Genomic DNA, 21,444 nt, shown 5'->3' on the forward strand with positions numbered 1-21,444 from the left:
AGGTTTTTTTGTATTTACATGACCTTACCTAACTTATTGTGTTAAAATGCCGTTATATTACTTGAACTGTGAGTTGAATGATTATGAATGAAAGTCAAAAATATGCCATTGTCGATATCGAAACGACTGGTCATTCCCCAGCAAATGGTGACCGTATGATTCAAATTGCGATTGTCATTATGCAACATTGGCAAGTAGTGAAAACTTATACGAAATTTATTCATCCAGGGAAGCCGATTCCGTTGTTTATTCAGGATTTGACGAATATTACTGACGATGATGTCAAAGATGCACTGCCGTTTGAAGCATATGCCGACACGATTTATGAACTGTTACAGGATACCGTATTTGTCGCACATAATACCGATTTTGATTTGGCGTTTTTACAGGCAGAGTTTACACGTGCAGGCCAACCGAAATGGCATGGTAAAAAAATGGATACGGTCGAGCTGGCAAAAATATTATTCCCGATGTCATTAAGCTATAAATTAGGGGATTTGGCGAGCGATTTGAACATTCCACTTGAAAGTGCGCACCGTGCTGATGAAGATGCGCTTGCGACGGCGTTTTTACTAAAGCGTTGCTGGGAAGAGTTGCTAACACTACCTTTAGTAACATTAGAACAGCTACACAAGCGTTCATTCCGTTTACGTTCCAATTTAGCGCAGTTATTTTTTGATGCACTTGTCATGAAGCGTTCAAAAGTTTCAGATGACCGTGAGCATGTTTTTTTCAATAAAATTGCGATTCGGAAAATGGCACCAATACCAAAAGGCTATGAACAACTACAACCGTATCCCCAAACAGTAGAAGAAAAATTGGCATTATTGAAAAAGGCGATTCCGAATTTTGAACTGCGCCCACAGCAATTTGTCATGATGGACCGTATTTATGAAAAGCTTGTGGCTAAACAAGAACATGTTATTGAAGCATCAACAGGTATCGGTAAAACGATGGGCTATTTAATCCCTTCTATTTTTTATGCGAAACAAACAAACCAAAAAGTTGGAATTAGTACGTATACATCACACTTACTTGACCAACTTTTGCAAAATGAAATCCCTGTCATTGAACAGATACTTGGTCAACCAATTAAAGTTGCGCTACTAAAGGGCATGAATCACTATGTGGATGTAGAAAAGTTTGAAAAGCAATTAAAGTCCCTAGACGATTCTTATGATGAAACGTTTACATTACTACAAACATTAATTTGGCTAGCCAAAACCAAAACAGGGGATTTAAACGAATTAAATGTCTCAGGCGGTGGGCAATTACTGCTCGATAAAATTCGCAAAACGGCATTACCAAAAACGACAATGCCGCTCTATGATTTTTATTCGCGTGCAATACAAACAAGTAAACAAGCGGACATTATTATAACAAACCATGCGATGTTACTAAGTGATTTAGTGCGCCATGACCAAATTTTTAATGAATTCGGTGGCTGGATTATCGATGAAGCGCATCAATTTATACAGGCTTCGATTAATCAAGACGAAAAAATCTTTTCATATATGAATTGGAAATATTTATTCGGTCAAATAGGTACCTACGAAGATGAAGCATTGTACTATAAATTAAGCAAAATGGCATTTAAAAAGCATGTCTCAAATCAGCAAACATTGCAACAATTAGAAAAACGTTTTGTACAAATGGTGCAAAGCTTTGATGAAGCAATTACCATATTATTTAATACGGTGAAAAAGCATCCGAAAAATGCACTTAAGCAGCAAAAAATCTCGCTGTTTTTAAACGAATTAGAACTACCGCAAGCACCCTTTGAAAAAGTGGCATCACTTGTTCAGCAATGGTTGGACGGTGCAAAATCACTTCATATGCAGTTTATGACGGATGTAAATGAGCTTGCACCAGAGCATCAATATTTACTTGAGCAATGGCAATATTGGATGGATGAATTTAAGATTAAATTGTCCGAGTGGGATGATGTTTTTTTACGTCAAGAAGACAATTTTTCATGCTGGATTGAACTTGATAAACGTAGCTTACCCGGCAGTATTCAGCTTTATAAAAAGCCTGTGGATGTAACGGATATGATTCATAAACTATTTGCACCAATTCGGGAGCAAAGCGCGGTCATTTGGACATCAGGAACATTAACAGTACCGAATAATGAACGCTTCATCACGAACCAATTGGGCATTGACGCGTCTATACAAATTGAAAAATTACATGCTGACCCGAGCTACTATGACGGGGCGAATGTCTATATTGTTGACGATATGCCCGATATTCAGACCGTATCACAATCGGATTATATCGAAGAAGTGGCACATGCGATTACAAATGCGGTGCGAATGACAGAAGGACGTTCGTTTGTATTATTTACTTCACAAGAGATGCTACGTCAAACAGTGGATTTAATTCATGAAAGTGAATTGCTAAGTGACTATATGCTGTTTGCGCAAGGAGTTACTGCAGGTAGTCGTATGCGCTTGTTAAAATCATTCCAGAAGTTCAATCATTCGGTGTTATTTGGTACGAATAGTTTCTGGGAAGGAGTGGATGTGCCCGGAGACGGGTTAGCAACGGTCATTGTTGTGCGTCTGCCATTTTCTGCACCAGAAGAGCCATCATTTAAAGCGCGCGCTGAGCATTTACAAAAACAAGGAGTAAATGCATTTACAGAACTGGCATTGCCAGAAGCTGTTCTTCGCTTTAAACAAGGTTTTGGTCGATTAATTCGTTCAAGTCATGACAGGGGGGCGTTTATCGTTTTAGATCGCCGAATAGAAACGAAATCTTACGGACAAGAGTTTATCGAGGCATTACCGCCAATATCAATACAAAAACTGCCTCTTCACAGTATGGTACAACAGCTTGGAAATTGGTATAATGAAAAACGATGAGGAAGGAAAGCAGGTCGACAAATATGAAACGAAACTATCCATTCAGTACAGCGAATGTCACTGTACTACAAAATCAATTGAAATGTAAGGTGCAGCCATGAAAAACTGGATCATCTTTTCAGTTGTCTTTATTTTATCTTTGTCACTTGTTATCTCGGTCTTCGTAATTTGGAAGGCAGACAAGCCGTTTTCTGACATAGAGCAAAAAGCCGAGCAGTTTGCAATAGATACGAAGGCACTTGCTGTTGTTGAAGATTCATACGTATACAACGGAAATAAGCCGTATGTAACCGTATTTGGTATAGACGAATATGGTAAAGATAAGGCAATCTTCGTCCCGATGAGTTTAGATGAAAATTCAATGCAAGAGGTTTTTTTGGCAGATGGAATTACAGAGGATGAGGCGTTAGAGCGCTTCCGTAATGAAACTGCTGTAAAAGAAATACTTCATACAAAATTAGGCTATGAGCAACCTGGCCCAGTGTGGGAAATTACCTACATTTCTAAGTCTGGAAGCTTAAATTATGTCTATTTATTGCATGAAGATGGACAATGGTGGAAACGCATATTGAATTTGTAGAGGAGAAATGACAATGAAACAACTGTTAGCAAAGCGTGTTAAAACATTAACACCATCTTCAACTTTAGCAATTACTGCGAAGGCGAAAGAACTAAAAGAGCAGGGGATTGATGTAATCGGGCTAGGAGCAGGGGAACCTGACTTCAACACACCAGAAAACATTTTAAATGCAGCAAAAGCGTCAATGGATGCAGGTTTAACAAAGTATACGCCAGCTGGTGGTTTACCTGTATTAAAGAAAGCAATCATTGACAAATTACAGCGTGATAATGGGCTTACATATCAAGCGAATGAAATTTTAGTTGGTGTTGGTGCAAAGCATGTATTGTATACATTGTTCCAAGTGATCTTAGATGAGGGCGATGAAGTAATCATCCCAATTCCATATTGGGTTTCATATCCAGAGCAAGTGAAGTTAGCAGGAGGTGTGCCAGTATACGTAGAAGGTACAGCAGAGCAAGGCTACAAAATTACGGCTTCTCAATTACGTGATGCGATTACAAACAAAACGAAAGCAGTTATTATTAACTCGCCTTCAAACCCTTCTGGCATGATTTATTCAAAAGAAGAATTAACAGAGCTTGCAAAAGTTGCAGAAGAAAAAGATATTTTAATCGTTTCAGATGAAATTTATGAAAAGCTTGTTTACAATGGAGTAGAGCATTTTTCAATTGCACAGCTTTCTGATGCAATTAAAGCGCGTACAATCGTTGTAAATGGTGTTGCAAAATCACACTCAATGACAGGCTGGCGTATCGGTTACGCTGCTGGCGATAAAGATATTATTAATGCAATGACGGACTTAGCGTCACATTCTACTTCAAATGCAACAACTACTGCGCAATATGCAACTGTAGAAGCGTACAACGGTTCTCAAGAAACAGTTGAAATGATGCGTCAAGCGTTTGAATCTCGTTTAGAGGCGATTTTCCCGAAATTAGCGGCGATTCCTGGTTTCAAAGTATTAAAGCCACAAGGTGCATTCTACTTACTACCAGACGTATCAGAAGCAGCAGCTAAAACAGGTTATGCATCTGTGGATGATTTTGCAAATGCATTATTAACAGAAGCCAACGTAGCGGTAATCCCAGGCTCAGGCTTTGGTGCACCTGCAACAATGCGCTTATCATATGCAACATCTTTAGAATTATTAGAAGAAGCAGTCAATCGAATTGAAACTTTTGTGAAAGCAAAGTGGCAAGATAAATAGAGCTGCAACTTAGTTTTGGAGGACTTTATGAAAAAAATTATGATCAAAGATATGCCTGCGCATATCGGCGAAACAGTCAAAATTGGTGCTTGGTTAGCAAACAAACGCGCTAGCGGGAAACTAGCATTCTTACAATTACGTGATGGCTCAGGCTTCGCACAAGGCGTTGTTGTAAAAGAAGAAGTAGGCGAAGAGTTATTTGCAGTAGCAAAAGGTATGACGCAAGAAACTTCAATGTACATCGTTGGTGAAGTAAAAGCAGATGAGCGTTCTACTTTTGGTGCAGAGTTAAATGTAACAGGTATCGAAGTGATTCACGCAGCAGTGGACTTCCCAATCACACCAAAAGAGCACGGTACTGAGTTCTTAATGGACAACCGTCACTTATGGTTACGTTCTCGTAAACAACACGCAGTAATGAAAGTGCGTAACGAAATTATTCGTGCAACTTATGAGTTCTTCAACGACAACGGATTTACAAAAATGGATCCACCAATCCTAACTGGTTCAGCTCCAGAAGGTACTTCAGAGCTATTTGCTACGAAATACTTTGATGAGGATGCTTACCTTTCACAATCTGGTCAGCTATACATGGAAGCTGCGGCAATGGCACTAGGGAAAGTATTCTCTTTTGGTCCAACATTCCGTGCAGAAAAATCGAAAACGCGTCGTCACTTAATCGAATTTTGGATGATCGAGCCTGAAATGGCATTCGTAGAGTTTGAAGAAAACTTAGAAGTACAAGAACAGTATGTATCTCATATCGTACAATCGGTTCTTAAAAATTGTAAAATGGATTTAGAGCGTCTTGGACGTGATACATCAAAATTAGAAAACATTCAAGCACCATTCCCACGTATTTCTTATGATGATGCAATCAAGTTCTTACACGAACAAGGCTTTGATGATATTCAGTGGGGCGATGATTTCGGTGCGCCACACGAAACAGCGATTGCCAATGCTTACGACAAGCCAGTATTTATTACTTGCTACCCAGTAGGTATTAAGCCATTTTACATGCAACCACATCCAGAGCGCGATGACGTAGTATTATGTGCGGACTTAATTGCACCAGAAGGCTACGGAGAAATTATCGGTGGTTCTGAGCGTATTCACGATTATGAATTATTAAAATCTCGCTTAGAAGAGCACAACTTATCAATGGACGCATACGCTTGGTATTTAGAGCTTCGTAAACAAGGCTCAGTACCGCACTCAGGCTTCGGTCTTGGTTTAGAGCGTACAGTAGCGTGGATTTCAGGAACTGAGCACATCCGTGAAACAATTCCATTCCCACGTTTATTAAACCGTCTGTACCCATAATATAAATGCTACATTTTTCACAGAGCGTCCGGTCAATTAACCGGGCGCTTTGTTATTACAATAGTGACAAAGGGGATTCTAGCTATGGACAATCAATTTAATCGAATCCGCGTTTGGACAGAGCAACAACAAATAACGGTTCCACAACTGTTTTTTAAACATTATAGTGAAATGAACATTCAAGATGATGAAGCGTTAATCGCCTTACATTTAATGAGCTTTGCACAAGAGGGTGTTGATTTCCCAACACCCAATGATTTACTAGCGCGTACAAGCTTTCAAATGATGACCATCAGCCAACTTTTGCAGCGCCTAATGCAAAAGGGTTTTGTCGAAATTTCACAAAGCACCGACGAATCAGGTCGTATTGTTGAGAAATATTCGTTGCATCCACTTTGGGAGCGACTGCTTGATTTATTGCAATCAAAAGAAATGCAAAGCCAAGTGAAAACACAAAAGATTGACGAGGCAAAGATTTTCCAATTGTTTGAGCAGGAATTGGGGCGCTTATTATCGCCAATTGAAATTGAAACAATTAGTATGTGGATGGATATTGACCATCATACGCCTGAAGTTATTAAAGCGGCGCTCAAAGAGGCGGTGCTAGCAAGTAAGGTAAGTCTACGCTATATTGACCGAATTTTAATTGAATGGAAAAAGAAAAATATTAAAACTCCATCACAAATCGAGCAGCATAGCGAACAGTACCGAAAATTTACGATGCAGCCACCTACTCAAAAGCCATACAATCAACAACAGGCACCACAATCAAAAAAAGCGCCGTTCTATAATTGGTTAGAAGAACGCGAATAGAAGGGAGAAGCGCGCATGTTAACAAAAGCGAAATGGCTAGAATTTTTAGATACGATGGACGATATGTATCCAGACGCACACTGTGAACTTGTGCACGACAATCCGTTTGAATTAACGATTGCGACACTTCTTTCAGCGCAGTGTACAGACGTACTAGTCAATAAAGTAACAAAGGATTTGTTCCAAAAATATAAAACACCGCAAGACTATTTAAATGTGTCACTAGAAGAACTGCAAAATGATATTCGTTCGATAGGGCTTTACCGCAATAAGGCAAAAAACATTCAGCTGTTATGTGAACGAATATTGGCTGAATATGATGGTGAAATTCCTGCTTCGCGCGAGGAGCTTGTGACATTACCAGGTGTTGGACGAAAAACGGCTAACGTTGTGTTGTCGGTAGCGTTTAATGTACCTGCAATGGCGGTGGACACGCATGTAGAGCGTGTAACAAAGCGCTTGGGCTTATGTCGATGGAAAGATAATGTGCTTGAAGTAGAAGAAACGATAATGAAGAAAACACCAATTGAACGTTGGAGCCGCGCACATCATCAAATCATTTTCTTTGGACGATATCATTGTAAAGCACAAAATCCAGGCTGTGAAAAATGCCCGTTACTTGCAGATTGCCGAGAAGGTCAAAAACGCTTGAAAAAAGGTTTGGTGAAGGTATGATAGCCGTAAAAAAAGACATGATTTCTAAAGAGCGCGTTGATACTTGGTTTAACGAATGGGAAGTGTTACGTGAGGACATCCATGCCGCACATGACCGCCGTGATGGCTCGGCTCTAGAGGCAATGCTAAAGGGGATCGCACATTACGAGCAGCTATTAATTAACAGCTCGGAATCCGATATAGGCTTTTCGGTGCAGGCGGAGTATGAGCTGATGCCAATTAACGGTATGGAGCGATTCCAATTCATCAAAATGCGCCCAGCACAATATGCTTGCTATCGTCAGTTGGATGAGCTATATAAGGAAACAAAAAAGCGCTGTGCAAGATTGCGATTGAAGTAAAGAAAAGGCTAAGCAAAGAATAATGTTCTTCGCTTAGCCTTTTCTATTTTAATTGTTATTCTCCATCGTCAGTAGTACCATCGTCTGTACCTGGCTGAGTAGGGTCAGTTGGTTGTGTTGGCGGTGAAGTAGGTATTTCTGGTTCTTCCGTGTTGCCACTGCCATTACCGTTACCGTTGCCATTACCACTGTTATTATTGCCGTTGCCACCGTTGTTACCATTGTTATTACCGTTACCATTGCCATTATTACCGTTATCCGTAGAATCATTTGGATTTTCTGGTTGGCCTGGATTTTCGTTATTGTCGTCTGGTTCTTCAGGCTCTGTAGGTTCTTCCACGACTGGTTCACCTTCAACAAATAATGTTACAGAAGCTGGATCACTGCGTAAATCACCTGAAATTGCAGTTACTGTAAAGTTATACGTTTTTCCTTTTTCAATACCTGGAATTTGAGCGGTAGTTGCACTTGATGTTGCTACGACACTAGTTGCCCCACCTTCAACGCTCATTTTCACTTCATATGTGACTGGATCACCGTTTTCATCCGTACCTTCTGTAAGTGAAGGGTGTGTCCATGATAAGTCTGCAAGCTGTGCCACTTCATTGAATGTTGCAGTTAGATCTGTTGGAGCATCCAACGTTTGTGGAACATATTCTTCTGAATATTCAGTTGGTTGTGTACCTTTAACAAATAGCTCTTTGCTACGCATATTTGATGGTGTGTATTTGGTTGCTAATTGTAAAGGTTTTGACCCAATCACAACATCTGCAGACACAACCGAGCTTGGCTGTTTAAATGAAGATGATGGATTGTTGCGATCTAAATCAGTCATAATTGATTTGAATAAATATTGAGGCATCCAGCGTTCGTCCCAAGTCGTGATGGCATCTTTTCGCTTTGAATACCCGCCCCAAATGGCAATCGAGTAGTTCGTTGAGTATCCAGCAAACCATGAATCTGGTACAGAACCACGTTTTAAATTAAATTTACTAAATTCATCTGAAGAATAGTTAGTAGTTCCTGTTTTCCCAGCGATATCAACACCTGAAACTGCAGCACGTGGTGCAGAGGCGTTACGCTTGTTACTGACAACATCACGTAAAATATCTGTCACCATATAAGCTGTATAATCACTCATTGCAATTTTTGGTTCTGGTTTATAAGATTTTGATGTTTTCCCATCACGGAATACGATTTTTGAAATCGAATGTGCGTCGTTATACGTGCCGTTATTACCAAATGCTGCATAAGATGCAGCCATTTGAATTGGTGACATTGTTACATGACCGCCACCGATTGCATCTGACTCTACTAAGTTATCCGTTTTAATGCCTAAGTTAGCAAGAAATTGTTTTGCACGGTCTGGGCCAACTTCTTTAAATGCCTTAACTGCTGGGATATTTCGAGATGCATACAATGCTTCACGTGCTGTCATCGGACCTAAGTACTTGCTATCCCAGTTTGTGATAACTTGTTTTGATCCTGTGTAATTCATAGGTTCATCGACCAATGTTTGACCTGTTGACCATTTTAAATATTCAATAGCTGGACCGTAGTCGATTAACGGTTTAATTGTTGAACCTGGAGAGCGCGATTGGTTGTCATAGGCAAAGTTATAGTTAAAACCTTTATAGTTACGACCACCACCAATGGCACGAATTTCACCTGTTTGTGTATCGACAACTGCAACACCCGCTTCAATGTCTTCGGTAGGGAAGTTGCTGTCATTATTCATGACATTTTCGACAATTGTTTGTGCTTCTGGATCAAGTGTTGTGTACACTTTAATTCCTTCAGCCATCAACTCACCATCGCCTTTTTCTTCAAGCTCTGATAACACAACGTCTAAAAACGCAGGGTATTTTGTTTCGAGATTGGCCACACGTTGTTCTTCAGGAATTAAACCAGCTGTAATATCTACGGCTTTTGCTTCATCCGCTTGAGCTTGTGTAATTTTATTGTGTTGTACCATTAAAGAAAGAACAATATTACGACGCTTTTCAGCATTTTCTGGTTTTTTGTATGGGTTAAAGTTATTTGGGCTTTGTGGCATACCCGCTAATTGAGCAGATTCTGCTAATGTTAATTCGCTTAATTCTTTGCCATAAAATTCTTTAGCCGCTGTTCCAAATCCATAAATTCGACCAGACATTAATATTTTATTGAAGTACATTTCAAAAATTTCTTCTTTTGAATATTGGCGTTCTAGCTGCACAGCAAGCCATGCTTCTTGCGCTTTACGCTCTAATTTTTTCTCATTTGTAAAGAATGAATTTTTGACAACTTGTTGAGTAATTGTACTCGCACCTTGCGCACCAAAGCCGTCTCGGAAGTTGGCAAATACCGCGCCACCTAAACGCCATAAATCGACACCGAAATGTTCAAAGAAACGAGAATCTTCTGTTGCAATGATGGCATCAATCATTTGTTGTGGAATATCTTCATATTTGACATATTCACGATTTTCTGCCCCTAATTTCGCAAATAGCTCTCCATTCACATCGTAAAACTCAGAAGATATAGGGTCTTTTAATAATTCCTCATCTAATTCTGGTGCTTTGCTTACGTAGTAGCCAAATAATGCGGCCCCACTCGCTAAACCTAACCCACCGATTAAGACAATGGTTAACACGATGCGTTTAATCCATTTTCCAGCGGATGTTTTATTTTTAGTTTTTTTTGCTTTTTGTTGTGATTGACGTTCACGCTTAATATCTTCACGTGTTCTTCTTTTTTCCGTCACGTTATTTCTCCTCACTTTCACAAACTGCTTTGTCTGCGATTAATACATCCACTGCTTTTAAATAATCTAGCCGAGGTAAATAGCCTTCGTGAATTTCAATTGCCTCGGTTTCAAAAACAGTGAATGGAATCGATTTTCTACCACCATTCTTCATATTCTCGTAGAATCGTTCCACAATTTCATATAATACGACAAAGTTGCGTTGAAGCGTACTAAAACGCACGATAAAAAACGAAATACCACGTTGATGTAGAACCGATTTCATATGTTCCATTTGGTGTGGGTGGATATTTTTCAGAGGAAAGGATGATTTACTATCCGTTTCCTTTGCTTCAAAATCGATATAGTAGCCATTGTACACACCATTATAATCCGTCGTTGAAGGCGTGCGGAAATATGCCTCACGAATAACTGCAGCACTTCTTGCCGGATAATCTACTTTGACGATTTGGATTGGAACAGGTTTCTTGTGTATAATTGCCAATTTTTGCTGTAAATAAAACACATTTGTTTCATTTAAATCATCTTCTAAGCTTTTTCCACGGTTACTATACGAAACTTCTTTGTTTTTTGTTCCTTTTGATGCCCTCACTTTTGTCTGTTTTGGCTCATCTTCTTTCGTACCGACGTAAAGTTTACCATTTGGGTAACGTATGACCATGGAATCACCATCCTTCTTGTTACGAAATCGTACGTCAACATTTTACCATAAAGAAACTAATACAAAAAAAAAAAATAATATCTTTAATCTTGTTGTAATTAATAAAAATATTGCAAAAAAGCACTACTTTTAGCGAATCAGCACCAGTTTTGTCTTAGACAAAGGAATAAATAAGACTTTAGCGAATCTATTCAAAAAAAAAGGGGGGAACCGATTGAGTAAAATTGCATCTATCATTCGGCAAATCGACTTAGCACAAAATTTGCTTACACTACAATTTGAACAGCAACGCCTGCATCTTTCACAACACTATTTATTGCGTACCCTTGCCGTTTATCAAAAGGTTAGCTTAGCAGAAAATAGAGAGCAAGTAAAGAATACATGTTCGTATATGAGTAGTACAAATGATTAGAATTTGATACACTAAACGAAAAATGAGCTTTTACGTTGAGGTGTATACTATGCAATTAATGGATGAAACTAAAATTTTAATACAAGAATGCGAGGCGTGTTTAACACGTTTTCAAACAATGCGTGATGAGGATCGGGAGCCAGATTTTTTTAATGAAGTAAAGCCGCATGCAGATTTGATTCATGTCCAATTAAAAAACTGGCAACAGCTCGCGCAAATTTGGATTACAAAAACAGCGCCCAAAAATTTATATGTACAACAAATTGACCATGCAGCTGATGCGATGGAGCAATTTGTTGTGCAGTCTTTTTATAAAGGCACAAGTAAAAAACGCTTCATTCAATCGATTCAATCTACGATGTATACGCTCCATTTAGTCGTACGAAAAATTGAGGAAGGTGATGCACATGTTGAGTAAAAAACGTACGTTAAGTGAGCTATTAGCAGAATGGCAATTCGATGAGGAAATGAAACACAATATTACAAGCATGCATACCATCGAAGCCACACCAGCTCATTATGCGGATTTCCCTGCTGAAATGCATCCTTCTATTAAAAAGGCACTTCATGCACGAGGTATCAAACAGCTATATACACATCAGCGTCAAGCGTTTGACTATGCACAGCAAGATAAGCACTTTACGGCAATTACACCAACAGCATCAGGTAAATCGTATTGCTATCATTTACCGGTGTTACAAAAAATTTTAGAAGATAAATCAAGTCGTGCAATTTATTTATTTCCTACAAAAGCGTTAGCTCAAGACCAAAAATCGGATTTAAATGAACTAATTGAGCTAATGGACGAGGATGTTTTAAGCTATACATATGATGGTGACACAGCGCCTGGTATTCGCCAAAAAATTCGTAAGGCAGGTCATATCGTGATGACAAACCCGGATATGCTACATTCGGGCATTTTGCCGCACCATACGAAATGGGTATCGTTGTTTGAAAACTTAAAGTACATTGTGATCGATGAGTTACATTCGTATAAAGGGGTATTTGGTTCACATGTGGCACATGTCATTCGCCGATTACAGCGCATTTGCGAATTTTACGGAAGTAATCCTATTTTCATTTGTACAAGTGCGACCATTAAAAATCCAAAAGAGCTTGCCGAAAGTTTAACGAACGCGCAACATGAACTCATTGCAAAGTCAGGTGCGCCAGTAGGGAAGAAAACTTTTGTCTTTTACAATCCACCGATTATACATCCCACATTTGGTGTACGTCGGAGCGCGGTACTAGAAGTGCGTGATATTTCGAGACGACTTTTTGAAGCAGGCATTCAAACAATTATTTTTGCGAAATCCCGTGTGCGTGTAGAAATGCTTGTGACGTACTTAAAATCATTGACAACGAAAAAAATTGGTGATGAATCCATTCAAGGTTACCGAGGTGGCTATTTACCGAGTGAGCGCCGAGAAATCGAAAAAGGTTTGCGCGATGGCAAAATTCAAATGGTCATAAGTACAAATGCGCTTGAACTAGGGGTTGATATTGGTCAATTACAAGCATGCATTATGACAGGATACCCTGGGAATATTGCGAGTGCATGGCAACAAGCAGGGCGCGCGGGAAGACGTCAAGACGAGGCATTAATTGTTTATGTAGCTCAATCTACCGCGCTCGATCAATATGTTGTGCAGCATCCGAGCTTTATGTTAGGTAGCTCGCCTGAGGAAGCCCGTATTAATCCTGAAAACATGTTAATTTTAATGGAGCATTTAAAGTGTGCCGCTTTTGAATTGCCTTTTTCAATGGCCGATTCATACGGTGAATATGAGGTACAGGAGTTGCTTGCTTATTTGGAGGAAGAGGGCGTACTTGTCAAAACATCGACAAAATGGCACTGGATGAGTGACCGTTTCCCAGCGCATGAAATTTCATTGCGTTCTGCTGCTCAGGAAAATGTCGTAATTATAGATATTTCAACGCCTGCCAATACAAAAGTAATCGGTGAAATGGATACTTACAGTGCAATGACGCTTTTACATGAAGAGGCCATTTATATTCATCAAGGGACGCAATTCCAGGTGGAAAAGCTCGATTGGGAAGAAAAGAAGGCATTTGTACGAGAGGTTGATGTAGATTATTTTACGGATGCCAATTTAGCAGTAGAATTAAAAGTATTAAGTGAAGACAAATCAGCAAGCTTCAGTGGTGCGACGGTTAGCTACGGAGATGTCAGTCTGCTTGCTATTCCAACGATTTTCAAAAAAATTAAGCTGCATGAAAAAAACGAGAATATTGGCTCGGGCCCAATTAACTTACCACCGATGGAAATGCACACAAATGCTACATGGTTAAGCTTTGAAGTAGTCGAAGGTTGGAATGATGAAAGGTTGGCAGAAGCGCTTGAAGGTGCTGCACAAGCTCTAGGAAGTTTTATCCCATTATTCATTCATTGTGATCGTACCGATGTTTCAGTAGTCCCACAGGTTAAAGCTACGCACAATGAGAAACCGACGCTGTTTATCTATGACAGCTATCCAGGTGGTATCGGGTTAAGTGAGAAGGTTTATGATATTATTTTAAGCCTTGTAGAAAGAACGTTAAAGCATGTTCAATTATGTCCTTGCCCAAGAGGTTGCCCTTCATGTGTAGGACCACAAAACAGTTTAACTGACAGTCCAAAAAAAGATGCGATTAAACTATTGCAAAACTTAGCAAGTGAATTAAATAAATAAACGTAAAAGAGGTTGGACGCTATTGATGCATTCAACCTAATAAATTTCCTTCTTTTATTAGATTGTAAATCATTTTTCGGTTTACCCCTGCTGATTTCCTCAAGTTTTCTTCCCAAAGCGTCAAGGAAATCCTTCAGAGTATTTGTAATAGCATCTACACATTCATATGTAACTAAAAAAGATTTCTGGACATTGGATTAAATTTTATTTGGAACGAACGGTAATCGTAAAAAAAGTGAAATTATTTCAAAAAATATTTGTATAAATATGGATTATTCCCCTCAATTCGCTTATAATCAACCGCGGGTATAAATTAGTATCATTAAACGAGTGTATATAGATAAGGAGCGAGAGAATAGCAGTTACGATGATAATAGACCCACTGTAAGATAAGAAAGAAAAAAAGCGAGTATGCATAAGTTTTTAGAAAGCTAAAACCTGTTTATCGTAAAATATTGAGTATTTTATATTTTGATTCTTTAATGTTTATTGTTGAAAAGCTATTAAATTAAATAAATAGCCTATCATCGTAACAAGGGGTTGACGAATGGTGAAGGAAGCACTCAAGGCTCAAAGAAACAGTTGTTTTACTTATATTTTCACTTGGTAATCGTACTTCGAATGTGGCTAGAACGATTATCAATATGCAACCGCTACATTTGGTGATGAACTAAATAAAATGAAATTATAATGAAAGTGGTAAGGATATGAATAGCTTAAAAACAAAAATGGTAGTGGTGTTTTCTGTGTTAATTTTACTAATGGGGGGTTCTATTGGTTTTCTGGTTAATCAGTCCTCTTCTAAATTAGTCATTCAATCCATAAGTAAGCAAGCGACTAAAATAGGTGAATATACTCTTAGTCAAGTGGATGCAGAAAAATATAGTGAGATTGTAAAAGACAGAAAAGAAAACGATTATTTTAATCAATTACAAGACAAGTTTGAGGAAATAAGCGTAGCAAATGATTTGAATTATCTTTATACAATGAGCAGAGAGAAAACAGACAGTGGATATGAATATTTTTATGTTATTACAGGGGATGCGGTTGCTTTAGGTGATATTGAAGAAAACGGTGCAGAGTATGACAAGATGGTGCAAACTTTTGAGACAGGACAAATAAGTGAACCTGAAATATCCTCTGACGATTTCGGGAATTTACTTTCAATATACATACCAATTAAGGATAAATCCGGGGAAGTTATTAGTGTATTAGGCGTGGATTACAATGCAACAGATATTCTCAATTTAGAGAAAAAGAATGGTTTGAAAATGGTTCTACTTACAGGTATTTTTCTGATTATTAGTATAATTATTATTTTTATATTTTCTAAAATAGTCACTAAACCTTTAGAAAGTTTAACGAAGCAAGCAAAGAAAATTTCTGAAGGAGACTTAAGTTTCCAGGTAAAAACGGAAGGCAAGGATGAAATAAGTGCATTGTCACGTTCATTTGAAAAAATGGTTGTCGACCTAAGAGAAATTATTGCAGATATCAATTCAACAACAGTTACAATGAATGATACGACACAAGAGCTCAGCCAATTTGTGAAAACAACTGAAGAAGCTTCGGGTAATATTACACAATCAATGGAAGAAACAGCTATAGGAATTGATAAGCAATCCGAAGAAGTGAATAATATTTTAGAAATGATGTCAAATATGATGACATTTCTACATGAAGGAGTTGCCCAAGTAAAGAGAACTGTTGAAAATGCCAAAATTTCAACGGATACAGCACAAAAGGGTAAGGAATCAATGCGTGAGGCCACAGTTCAACTTCATGAGTTAATTAAAACTGTAGAATCTGCAACTGGAACGGTTCAAAGTTTAGCCAAGCGTTCCGATGAGGTAGGAGAAATTATTAATGTAATTTCTGACATTGCAAATCAAACGAATTTACTTGCTTTAAATGCAGCAATTGAAGCGGCAAGAGCAGGGGAAAATGGAAAAGGTTTTGCCGTTGTGGCAGATGAAGTTCGAAAACTGGCTGAGCAATCTCAATCAGCTGCCAATAAAATAATTGATTTAATTGAATCTATCCAAAAAGAGACGAATGAAACAGTGGTTAAGATGGAACAAAACTTGAAGGCTGTTCAAAAGCAAGAGCAATTGATTGACCAAGGAGACGAAGCCTTAAATGTGATTGTTAACATGGTAGGGCAAACGGAAAAAGATACGAGTCAGATTGAAGATGTCTTTAATGATATTCAAAAAGATTCTCAAAAAGTTTTAGAAGCCTTAGAAACTATCTCAGCTGTCATTGAAGAAAATACAGCGGTTACGGAGGAAGTAGCTTCAGCTTCAAAAGATCAATCCACTGTAATTAGCCGCATTGTCGTAAATGTGCATAAAGTTGAAGGGATATCTAAAGTTCTAAAAAATAAAGTAGATAAGTTTAAATTATAACGGACATACACCTTGTCCTTTTCTATGATTCCAATGGTTGGGGAATGCAAGTGGAAAATAATCAAATAGATCTAACTTTTCGTCGTGGTAGTAGGTTTCAGACTTTAGTGAGAAATGAAAAGTCTTGATTTGGGAATGATAAGTGGGCGTGCAAGTAAATTTTAATATTTTACCCATAGATACATTCTTGGGTAGTATAGGGAGAGTACTGTTCAATTTGAGCAGTGCTTTTTTCCTTTTAGGTAAATAGATTGCAATGTTGTGTTTACCTCTAAAAACCATAATAAACATGTATTTATAGTAAACTATAAACAATTTAAACGATAATAAAGTGTGAAGTGAAAATTTGTAAATTAGATAGGCATATATTGAATATGTAACCCAAATACGCCTATACACTTATAAATTATGGAATTCGTATTCTTGTGTTTACTTTGTTTACTGTTCAAATTATTGTTATTATAAAGGGTAGAATATCTAGTATTAAGATGAATAGAGATGTGCCTATATTTTGTGTGTTGAAACATGAATTACAATAAAATTCGCTTCAACAGGCATGATAATATTGGCACTGGTCCTATTTCGATACCACCGACAACATTAATCAACGAAATGATGTGAAGGCATGTCATATGAAAATAAAATCTTACAAATGAAAAAAATGCTTGGTAAAAAAACAGAAACGAAACAGGAAAAGGTGAAGTTTTTAAAGCCCGAAGCACCAAGTTATACAGAGTCTTGGCGACAAGCTGGACTTGAGCTAGTAGAAAATGATTTTGGTGTACTCTTCAAACGAGAGGTACATTACCCATTTATATACCAACACGGCAATTATCTTCTTGGGGAACTATTTACGGCGTTAAAACGTTGGAAATCGCAGGGGGAGGATCATCCGTTTGCCATTTCGGAGGACGAGGCGATTGTTTTTTTTGATACTGAAACAACAGGTCTAAAAGGTGCGGGTACGCATATCTTTTTATTAGGTTTTTTAGAGTCAGATGATGAAGGCTTTACATTGACGCAATATGTATTAGCAGATCCATCAAATGAGGCTGCACTGCTTTTCGAATCGAAAATGTGGCAGCGTAATGTGACGATTGTGTCGTATAATGGCAAAAGTTTTGACTGGCCACAGCTGCATGTACGCTGGACATTGAATCAGCAACATATTCCTAAATTAAAAGAACAGCGCCAAGTCGATTTACTGCATAGCTCGAAGCGTTTATGGAAAGACGACTTGTCGCGCATGAAGCTAACGCAAGTAGAGCAGGATAAGCTCGGTTTTTATCGAAAAGGGGATATTCCTGGTCATTTAGCGCCGATTATTTATTTCGATGCGGTGAAAAGTGGAAATGCAGAAACGTTAATGAAGGTGCTAGTTCATAATGAATGGGACTTATTATCGCTAATTACACTCTATATTCATTCGACGAATTTATTGCTAGATACGATCACAACAGAATCGGCGACAACCTATACGAATATTGGGAAATGGTTCGGTGATTTAAAGCAACGTCAAACGAGCGCGGACATTTTAAAGGCTGTTACAGCACATTTTGACTCTACTGAAACAGGGTTTGCGCATTTTTATTTAGCGTATGAATTAAAGCGTGAAGGCGAGTATGAGCTGGCTATTGAAGCGTTTCAATCAGCATTGTCAACAATCCCTGACAAAAAACAATTGCAAGCATATGAACAACTTGCAATGCTTTTTGAGCACAAAATGAAGGATTATGCCCAAGCCTTTATCTATTCAAAAAAGGGGCGCGAACTAATTGAGGATATTGCTTTTGAGAAACAGACACAATATGAAAAACAACAACAAAGCTGGCAAAAAAGATTACAACGTATAGCTACAAAGAATCAAAATAAATAACATCACCATGACAACGAGTAGAAAAACAAATTTTGCGTCACAATAACGTAAGTGGATGTCTTATCTTGTATGGAATTTATTGCCGTTTTATAATACCCAATCCAACAAAAAATTCGCAATGGCGACATATGTAATAGGTACGAAAGGGTTGACCTATGTTATAATACAATCAAGAAAGTTGCGTGATGGAAGGACGAGGTACAATGGATATTAAATTAACAGCTGACAATATATTAGAAAAAGAATTTAAAAAAAGTATGAAGGGCTATAATATAGATGAGGTCGACCAATTTTTAGATGCTATTCGCGAAGATTATGACGCCTTTACAGCGAAAATTGCGGCACTTGAAGAAGAAAATGCACGCTTAAAGCAGGAAGTAGCAACTCCAAGTCGTAAAACGGTGGCAACACCATCGCCAATAAGCACAAACAATACAAATTTTGACATTTTAAAACGACTGTCGAATTTAGAAAAACATGTATTTGGAAGTAAACTATACGAATAGTTAAACTATTTTTTAGTATGTTGTTTTTTTATAACATGTGCAGTATACTTTAGTCATACATCAATTATCGAGTAATCGCTGCACTCTTTGAAGTGTAGAGGAAAGTCCATGCTCACACGCGGCTGCGATGCCCGTAGTGTTCGTGCTTACTGAAAAAATAAGGTAAGGCAAAGAGATTCTCTTTGACGGCGGAAGGAAGTCCTAAGTCTTTTGATATGGATGACACTTCCTGAAAGTGCCACAGTGACGGAGCTTATTAGGAAACTAATAAGGTGGAACGAGGTAAACCCCATGAGTGAGAAACCCAAATTATGGTAGGGGCACTCTCCTGAAGGAAATGAACGGATGGAGGGACGTAAGAACTTCTTACGTAGATAGATGATTACTACCTAGTCGTACGAGGCGAAAGCCGTTTGAGTACTTAGGAACAAAACATGGCTTATTGATTATTGATGCTTTTTTTAAAATTAAAAGGGCTCTCCATTATTTTTTGTGGAGAGCTTTTCTTAATAGAAAAAACAATCAATTAGATACATTAATACATAAAAGTAGTTTGTGAATAGAATATAAGGAGAAATTTACGTGAACGGAATCATGTCAGATTTATCAGCTGTACAAGAGCTAACATTATCGCAGTATCCGAAAAATCTTATTGAACAAGTATTTGCTAATATTGCGGATGGTATCATGATTACGGATCGACATAAAAAAATCGTAACAGTAAATGCAGCATTTGAAATTGTAACAGGGTATACAAGTGAAGAGGTACGAGGGAAAAAACCTTCAGTCATACAATCGGGTATACATGATCGAACGTTTTATGTGAACATGTGGAGCCGAATTGACGAAGAGGGCATGTGGCAAGGTGAAATTTGGAACCGACGTAAAACTGGAGAACTTTACCCGGAATGGTTGAAGATTTTAGCCATCAAGTCTGAAGAAGGTGAAATTACAAACTACTGTGCGATTTTTACGGATTTGTCGGAACGTAAAGTCGTAGAAGATGAATTAGCAAAACGATCGTTATATGATTCATTAACAGATGTTTGTAATCGTTTTGCTTTTATCGATCGTATGAAAACGCTATTAGAAGTATCCGATAACAAAGTACAACGAATTCAGCATGCCGTATTTTTTTTAGATTTGGATCGATTCAAGCAAGTGAATGATACACTTGGTCATACTATAGGTGATTTATTGCTAGTAGAAGTGTCAAAGCGTTTAAAAAGCTTATTAAAAAATAAAGATATTTTAGCTCGTTTTGGCGGCGATGAATTTGTTGTTACGTTATCGAATATTAAGCATCCTCGTGAAGCAGCGCAATTTGCCGAACGTGTAATTCATGCATTTGAGCAACCGATACGCATTCAAGATCAAGATATGTATGTGTCTACGAGCATCGGAATTAGTATTTATCCTGAAGATGGCACATCAACGGAAATGTTAATTAACCGTGCTGTCAAGGCAATGACTTTCTCAAAGGAAAGTGGGCGTAATTGTTTCTCGTTTTATTTTGAAGAATTAAAAACGGATTCAAATCGTGTGTTAGCGTTAGATGGTGAGCTACGTAAGGCAATTGAAAAACGTGAATTTACTTTAGCATTTCAGCCGAAAATTTGTGTAAAAACACAAAATATTATTGGTTTAGAGGCGCTAGTACGATGGAAGAGTGAAAAATTGGGCTTTGTGTCACCTGCAGAATTTATTGAGTATGCGGAAGAATCGGGTTTAATCATTCCGCTTAGCGAAATTATTTTTGAATTGGCATGTGAAGGGTATCATAAGCTTGTAGCGGCAGGATATCCGAAAGTACCAATTGCAATTAATGTATCGAGCATACATTTCCAGCAACAAAGCTTTTTAGAGTCGATGCAAACCATATTAGAGCGTAATAATACATCGGCACAAAGTTTTGAAATAGAAGTGACAGAGCGCACAGTGATGAATACTGCACAAGAAACGATTAGTAAACTCGTGAAGCTAAAGCAACTTGGGTTTAAATTATCAATTGATGACTTTGGGACAGGCTATTCTTCACTAAGTTATTTAGTACGATTCCCGCTAGATGTATTAAAAATTGACCGAAGTTTTATTCAGCATATTTGCTCGCTGGATGATAAGCAGGCAATTGTTGATGCTATTATTCAAATGGCACATCGTTTACAAATAAAAGTTGTAGCAGAGGGCGTTGAAAATGTTCAACAAGTAGAGCTGCTAAGATCGATGGGCTGTGATTTTATTCAAGGTTACTATTATAGCAAACCGCTACCGATGGACGAATTAATCGACTTCATTCATTTTTGGGAAGTTGAGCATCAAGGAAGGATTTAATT

16 protein-coding genes and 1 other RNA gene are annotated in these 21,444 nt (G+C 38.1%); 15 read left to right on the plus strand and 2 right to left on the minus strand.

The window, feature by feature from the left end:
* Nucleotides 1-83 precede the first annotated feature (83 nt).
* The 7 genes from dinG (at nt 84) to O7776_RS06315 (ending at nt 7,809) form a co-directional block, all read left to right on the plus strand.
* Nucleotides 84-2,867: an ATP-dependent DNA helicase DinG gene (gene dinG / locus O7776_RS06285; RefSeq protein WP_274309742.1), complete on the plus strand. Its 2,784-nt coding sequence runs from the start codon at nt 84-86 to the stop codon at nt 2,865-2,867.
* A 97-nt stretch (nt 2,868-2,964) separates the two neighbouring features.
* Nucleotides 2,965-3,447, plus strand: a complete 483-nt coding sequence (locus O7776_RS06290) for a cell wall elongation regulator TseB-like domain-containing protein (protein WP_274309743.1) — start codon at nt 2,965-2,967, stop codon at nt 3,445-3,447.
* Nucleotides 3,448-3,460: 13 nt separating this feature from the next.
* A complete protein-coding gene (locus tag O7776_RS06295) occupies nt 3,461-4,657 on the plus strand; it encodes a pyridoxal phosphate-dependent aminotransferase (RefSeq protein ID WP_274309744.1) in 1,197 nt (398 codons plus the stop codon).
* Between the two features lie 27 nt (nt 4,658-4,684).
* On the plus strand, nt 4,685-5,980 hold the full coding sequence (gene asnS, locus O7776_RS06300) for an asparagine--tRNA ligase (RefSeq protein ID WP_274309745.1): 1,296 nt from the start codon (nt 4,685-4,687) through the stop codon (nt 5,978-5,980).
* 84 nt (nt 5,981-6,064) lie between these two features.
* Nucleotides 6,065-6,793 carry a DnaD domain-containing protein gene (locus tag O7776_RS06305; protein WP_274309746.1) on the plus strand — a complete coding sequence of 243 codons (729 nt, stop codon included), beginning with the start codon at nt 6,065-6,067 and terminating at the stop codon, nt 6,791-6,793.
* Nucleotides 6,794-6,808: 15 nt separating this feature from the next.
* On the plus strand, nt 6,809-7,468 hold the full coding sequence (nth, locus tag O7776_RS06310) for an endonuclease III (protein ID WP_274309747.1): 660 nt from the start codon (nt 6,809-6,811) through the stop codon (nt 7,466-7,468).
* On the plus strand, nt 7,465-7,809 hold the full coding sequence (locus O7776_RS06315; protein ID WP_274309748.1) for a YpoC family protein: 345 nt from the start codon (nt 7,465-7,467) through the stop codon (nt 7,807-7,809). Before nth ends, O7776_RS06315 begins: the two co-directional genes overlap by 4 nt.
* Nucleotides 7,810-7,864: 55 nt before the next feature.
* Here O7776_RS06315 and O7776_RS06320 read toward each other — a convergent pair whose 3' ends face one another.
* Both O7776_RS06320 and recU read right to left on the minus strand, forming a co-directional pair.
* Nucleotides 7,865-10,555 carry a penicillin-binding protein 1A gene (locus O7776_RS06320; protein WP_274309749.1) on the minus strand — a complete coding sequence of 897 codons (2,691 nt, stop codon included), beginning with the start codon at nt 10,553-10,555 and terminating at the stop codon, nt 7,865-7,867.
* A gap of 1 nt (nt 10,556) precedes the next feature.
* On the minus strand, nt 10,557-11,216 hold the full coding sequence (gene recU / locus O7776_RS06325) for a Holliday junction resolvase RecU (RefSeq protein WP_274309750.1): 660 nt from the start codon (nt 11,214-11,216) through the stop codon (nt 10,557-10,559).
* A gap of 214 nt (nt 11,217-11,430) precedes the next feature.
* Here recU and O7776_RS06330 point away from each other — a divergent pair, with 214 nt between their 5' ends.
* The 8 genes from O7776_RS06330 to O7776_RS06365 all read left to right on the plus strand — a co-directional run bounded on the left by O7776_RS06330 (nt 11,431) and on the right by O7776_RS06365 (nt 21,442).
* Entirely contained in the window at nt 11,431-11,628 is a 198-nt protein-coding gene (locus tag O7776_RS06330; protein WP_274309751.1) for a molecular chaperone, read from the plus strand.
* 49 nt (nt 11,629-11,677) lie between these two features.
* Nucleotides 11,678-12,046: a YppE family protein gene (locus O7776_RS06335; RefSeq protein WP_274309752.1), complete on the plus strand. Its 369-nt coding sequence runs from the start codon at nt 11,678-11,680 to the stop codon at nt 12,044-12,046.
* Entirely contained in the window at nt 12,036-14,321 is a 2,286-nt protein-coding gene (locus tag O7776_RS06340) for a DEAD/DEAH box helicase (protein ID WP_274309753.1), read from the plus strand. The genes O7776_RS06335 and O7776_RS06340 overlap by 11 nt, the downstream gene beginning before the upstream one ends.
* A 707-nt stretch (nt 14,322-15,028) precedes the next feature.
* On the plus strand, nt 15,029-16,729 hold the full coding sequence (locus tag O7776_RS06345; RefSeq protein ID WP_274309754.1) for a methyl-accepting chemotaxis protein: 1,701 nt from the start codon (nt 15,029-15,031) through the stop codon (nt 16,727-16,729).
* Nucleotides 16,730-17,354: 625 nt separating this feature from the next.
* On the plus strand, nt 17,355-18,605 hold the full coding sequence (locus O7776_RS06350) for a ribonuclease H-like domain-containing protein (RefSeq protein WP_274309755.1): 1,251 nt from the start codon (nt 17,355-17,357) through the stop codon (nt 18,603-18,605).
* Between the two features lie 203 nt (nt 18,606-18,808).
* On the plus strand, nt 18,809-19,111 hold the full coding sequence (gene gpsB / locus O7776_RS06355; RefSeq protein WP_274309756.1) for a cell division regulator GpsB: 303 nt from the start codon (nt 18,809-18,811) through the stop codon (nt 19,109-19,111).
* A 63-nt stretch (nt 19,112-19,174) separates the two neighbouring features.
* Nucleotides 19,175-19,558, plus strand: an RNA gene (gene rnpB / locus O7776_RS06360) — RNase P RNA component class B.
* A gap of 147 nt (nt 19,559-19,705) precedes the next feature.
* Nucleotides 19,706-21,442, plus strand: a complete 1,737-nt coding sequence (locus O7776_RS06365; RefSeq protein WP_420802169.1) for a putative bifunctional diguanylate cyclase/phosphodiesterase — start codon at nt 19,706-19,708, stop codon at nt 21,440-21,442.
* Nucleotides 21,443-21,444 lie beyond the last annotated feature (2 nt).

This window comes from Solibacillus daqui, from assembly GCF_028747805.1.
Classification (GTDB): Bacteria; Bacillota; Bacilli; order Bacillales_A; family Planococcaceae; genus Solibacillus; species Solibacillus daqui.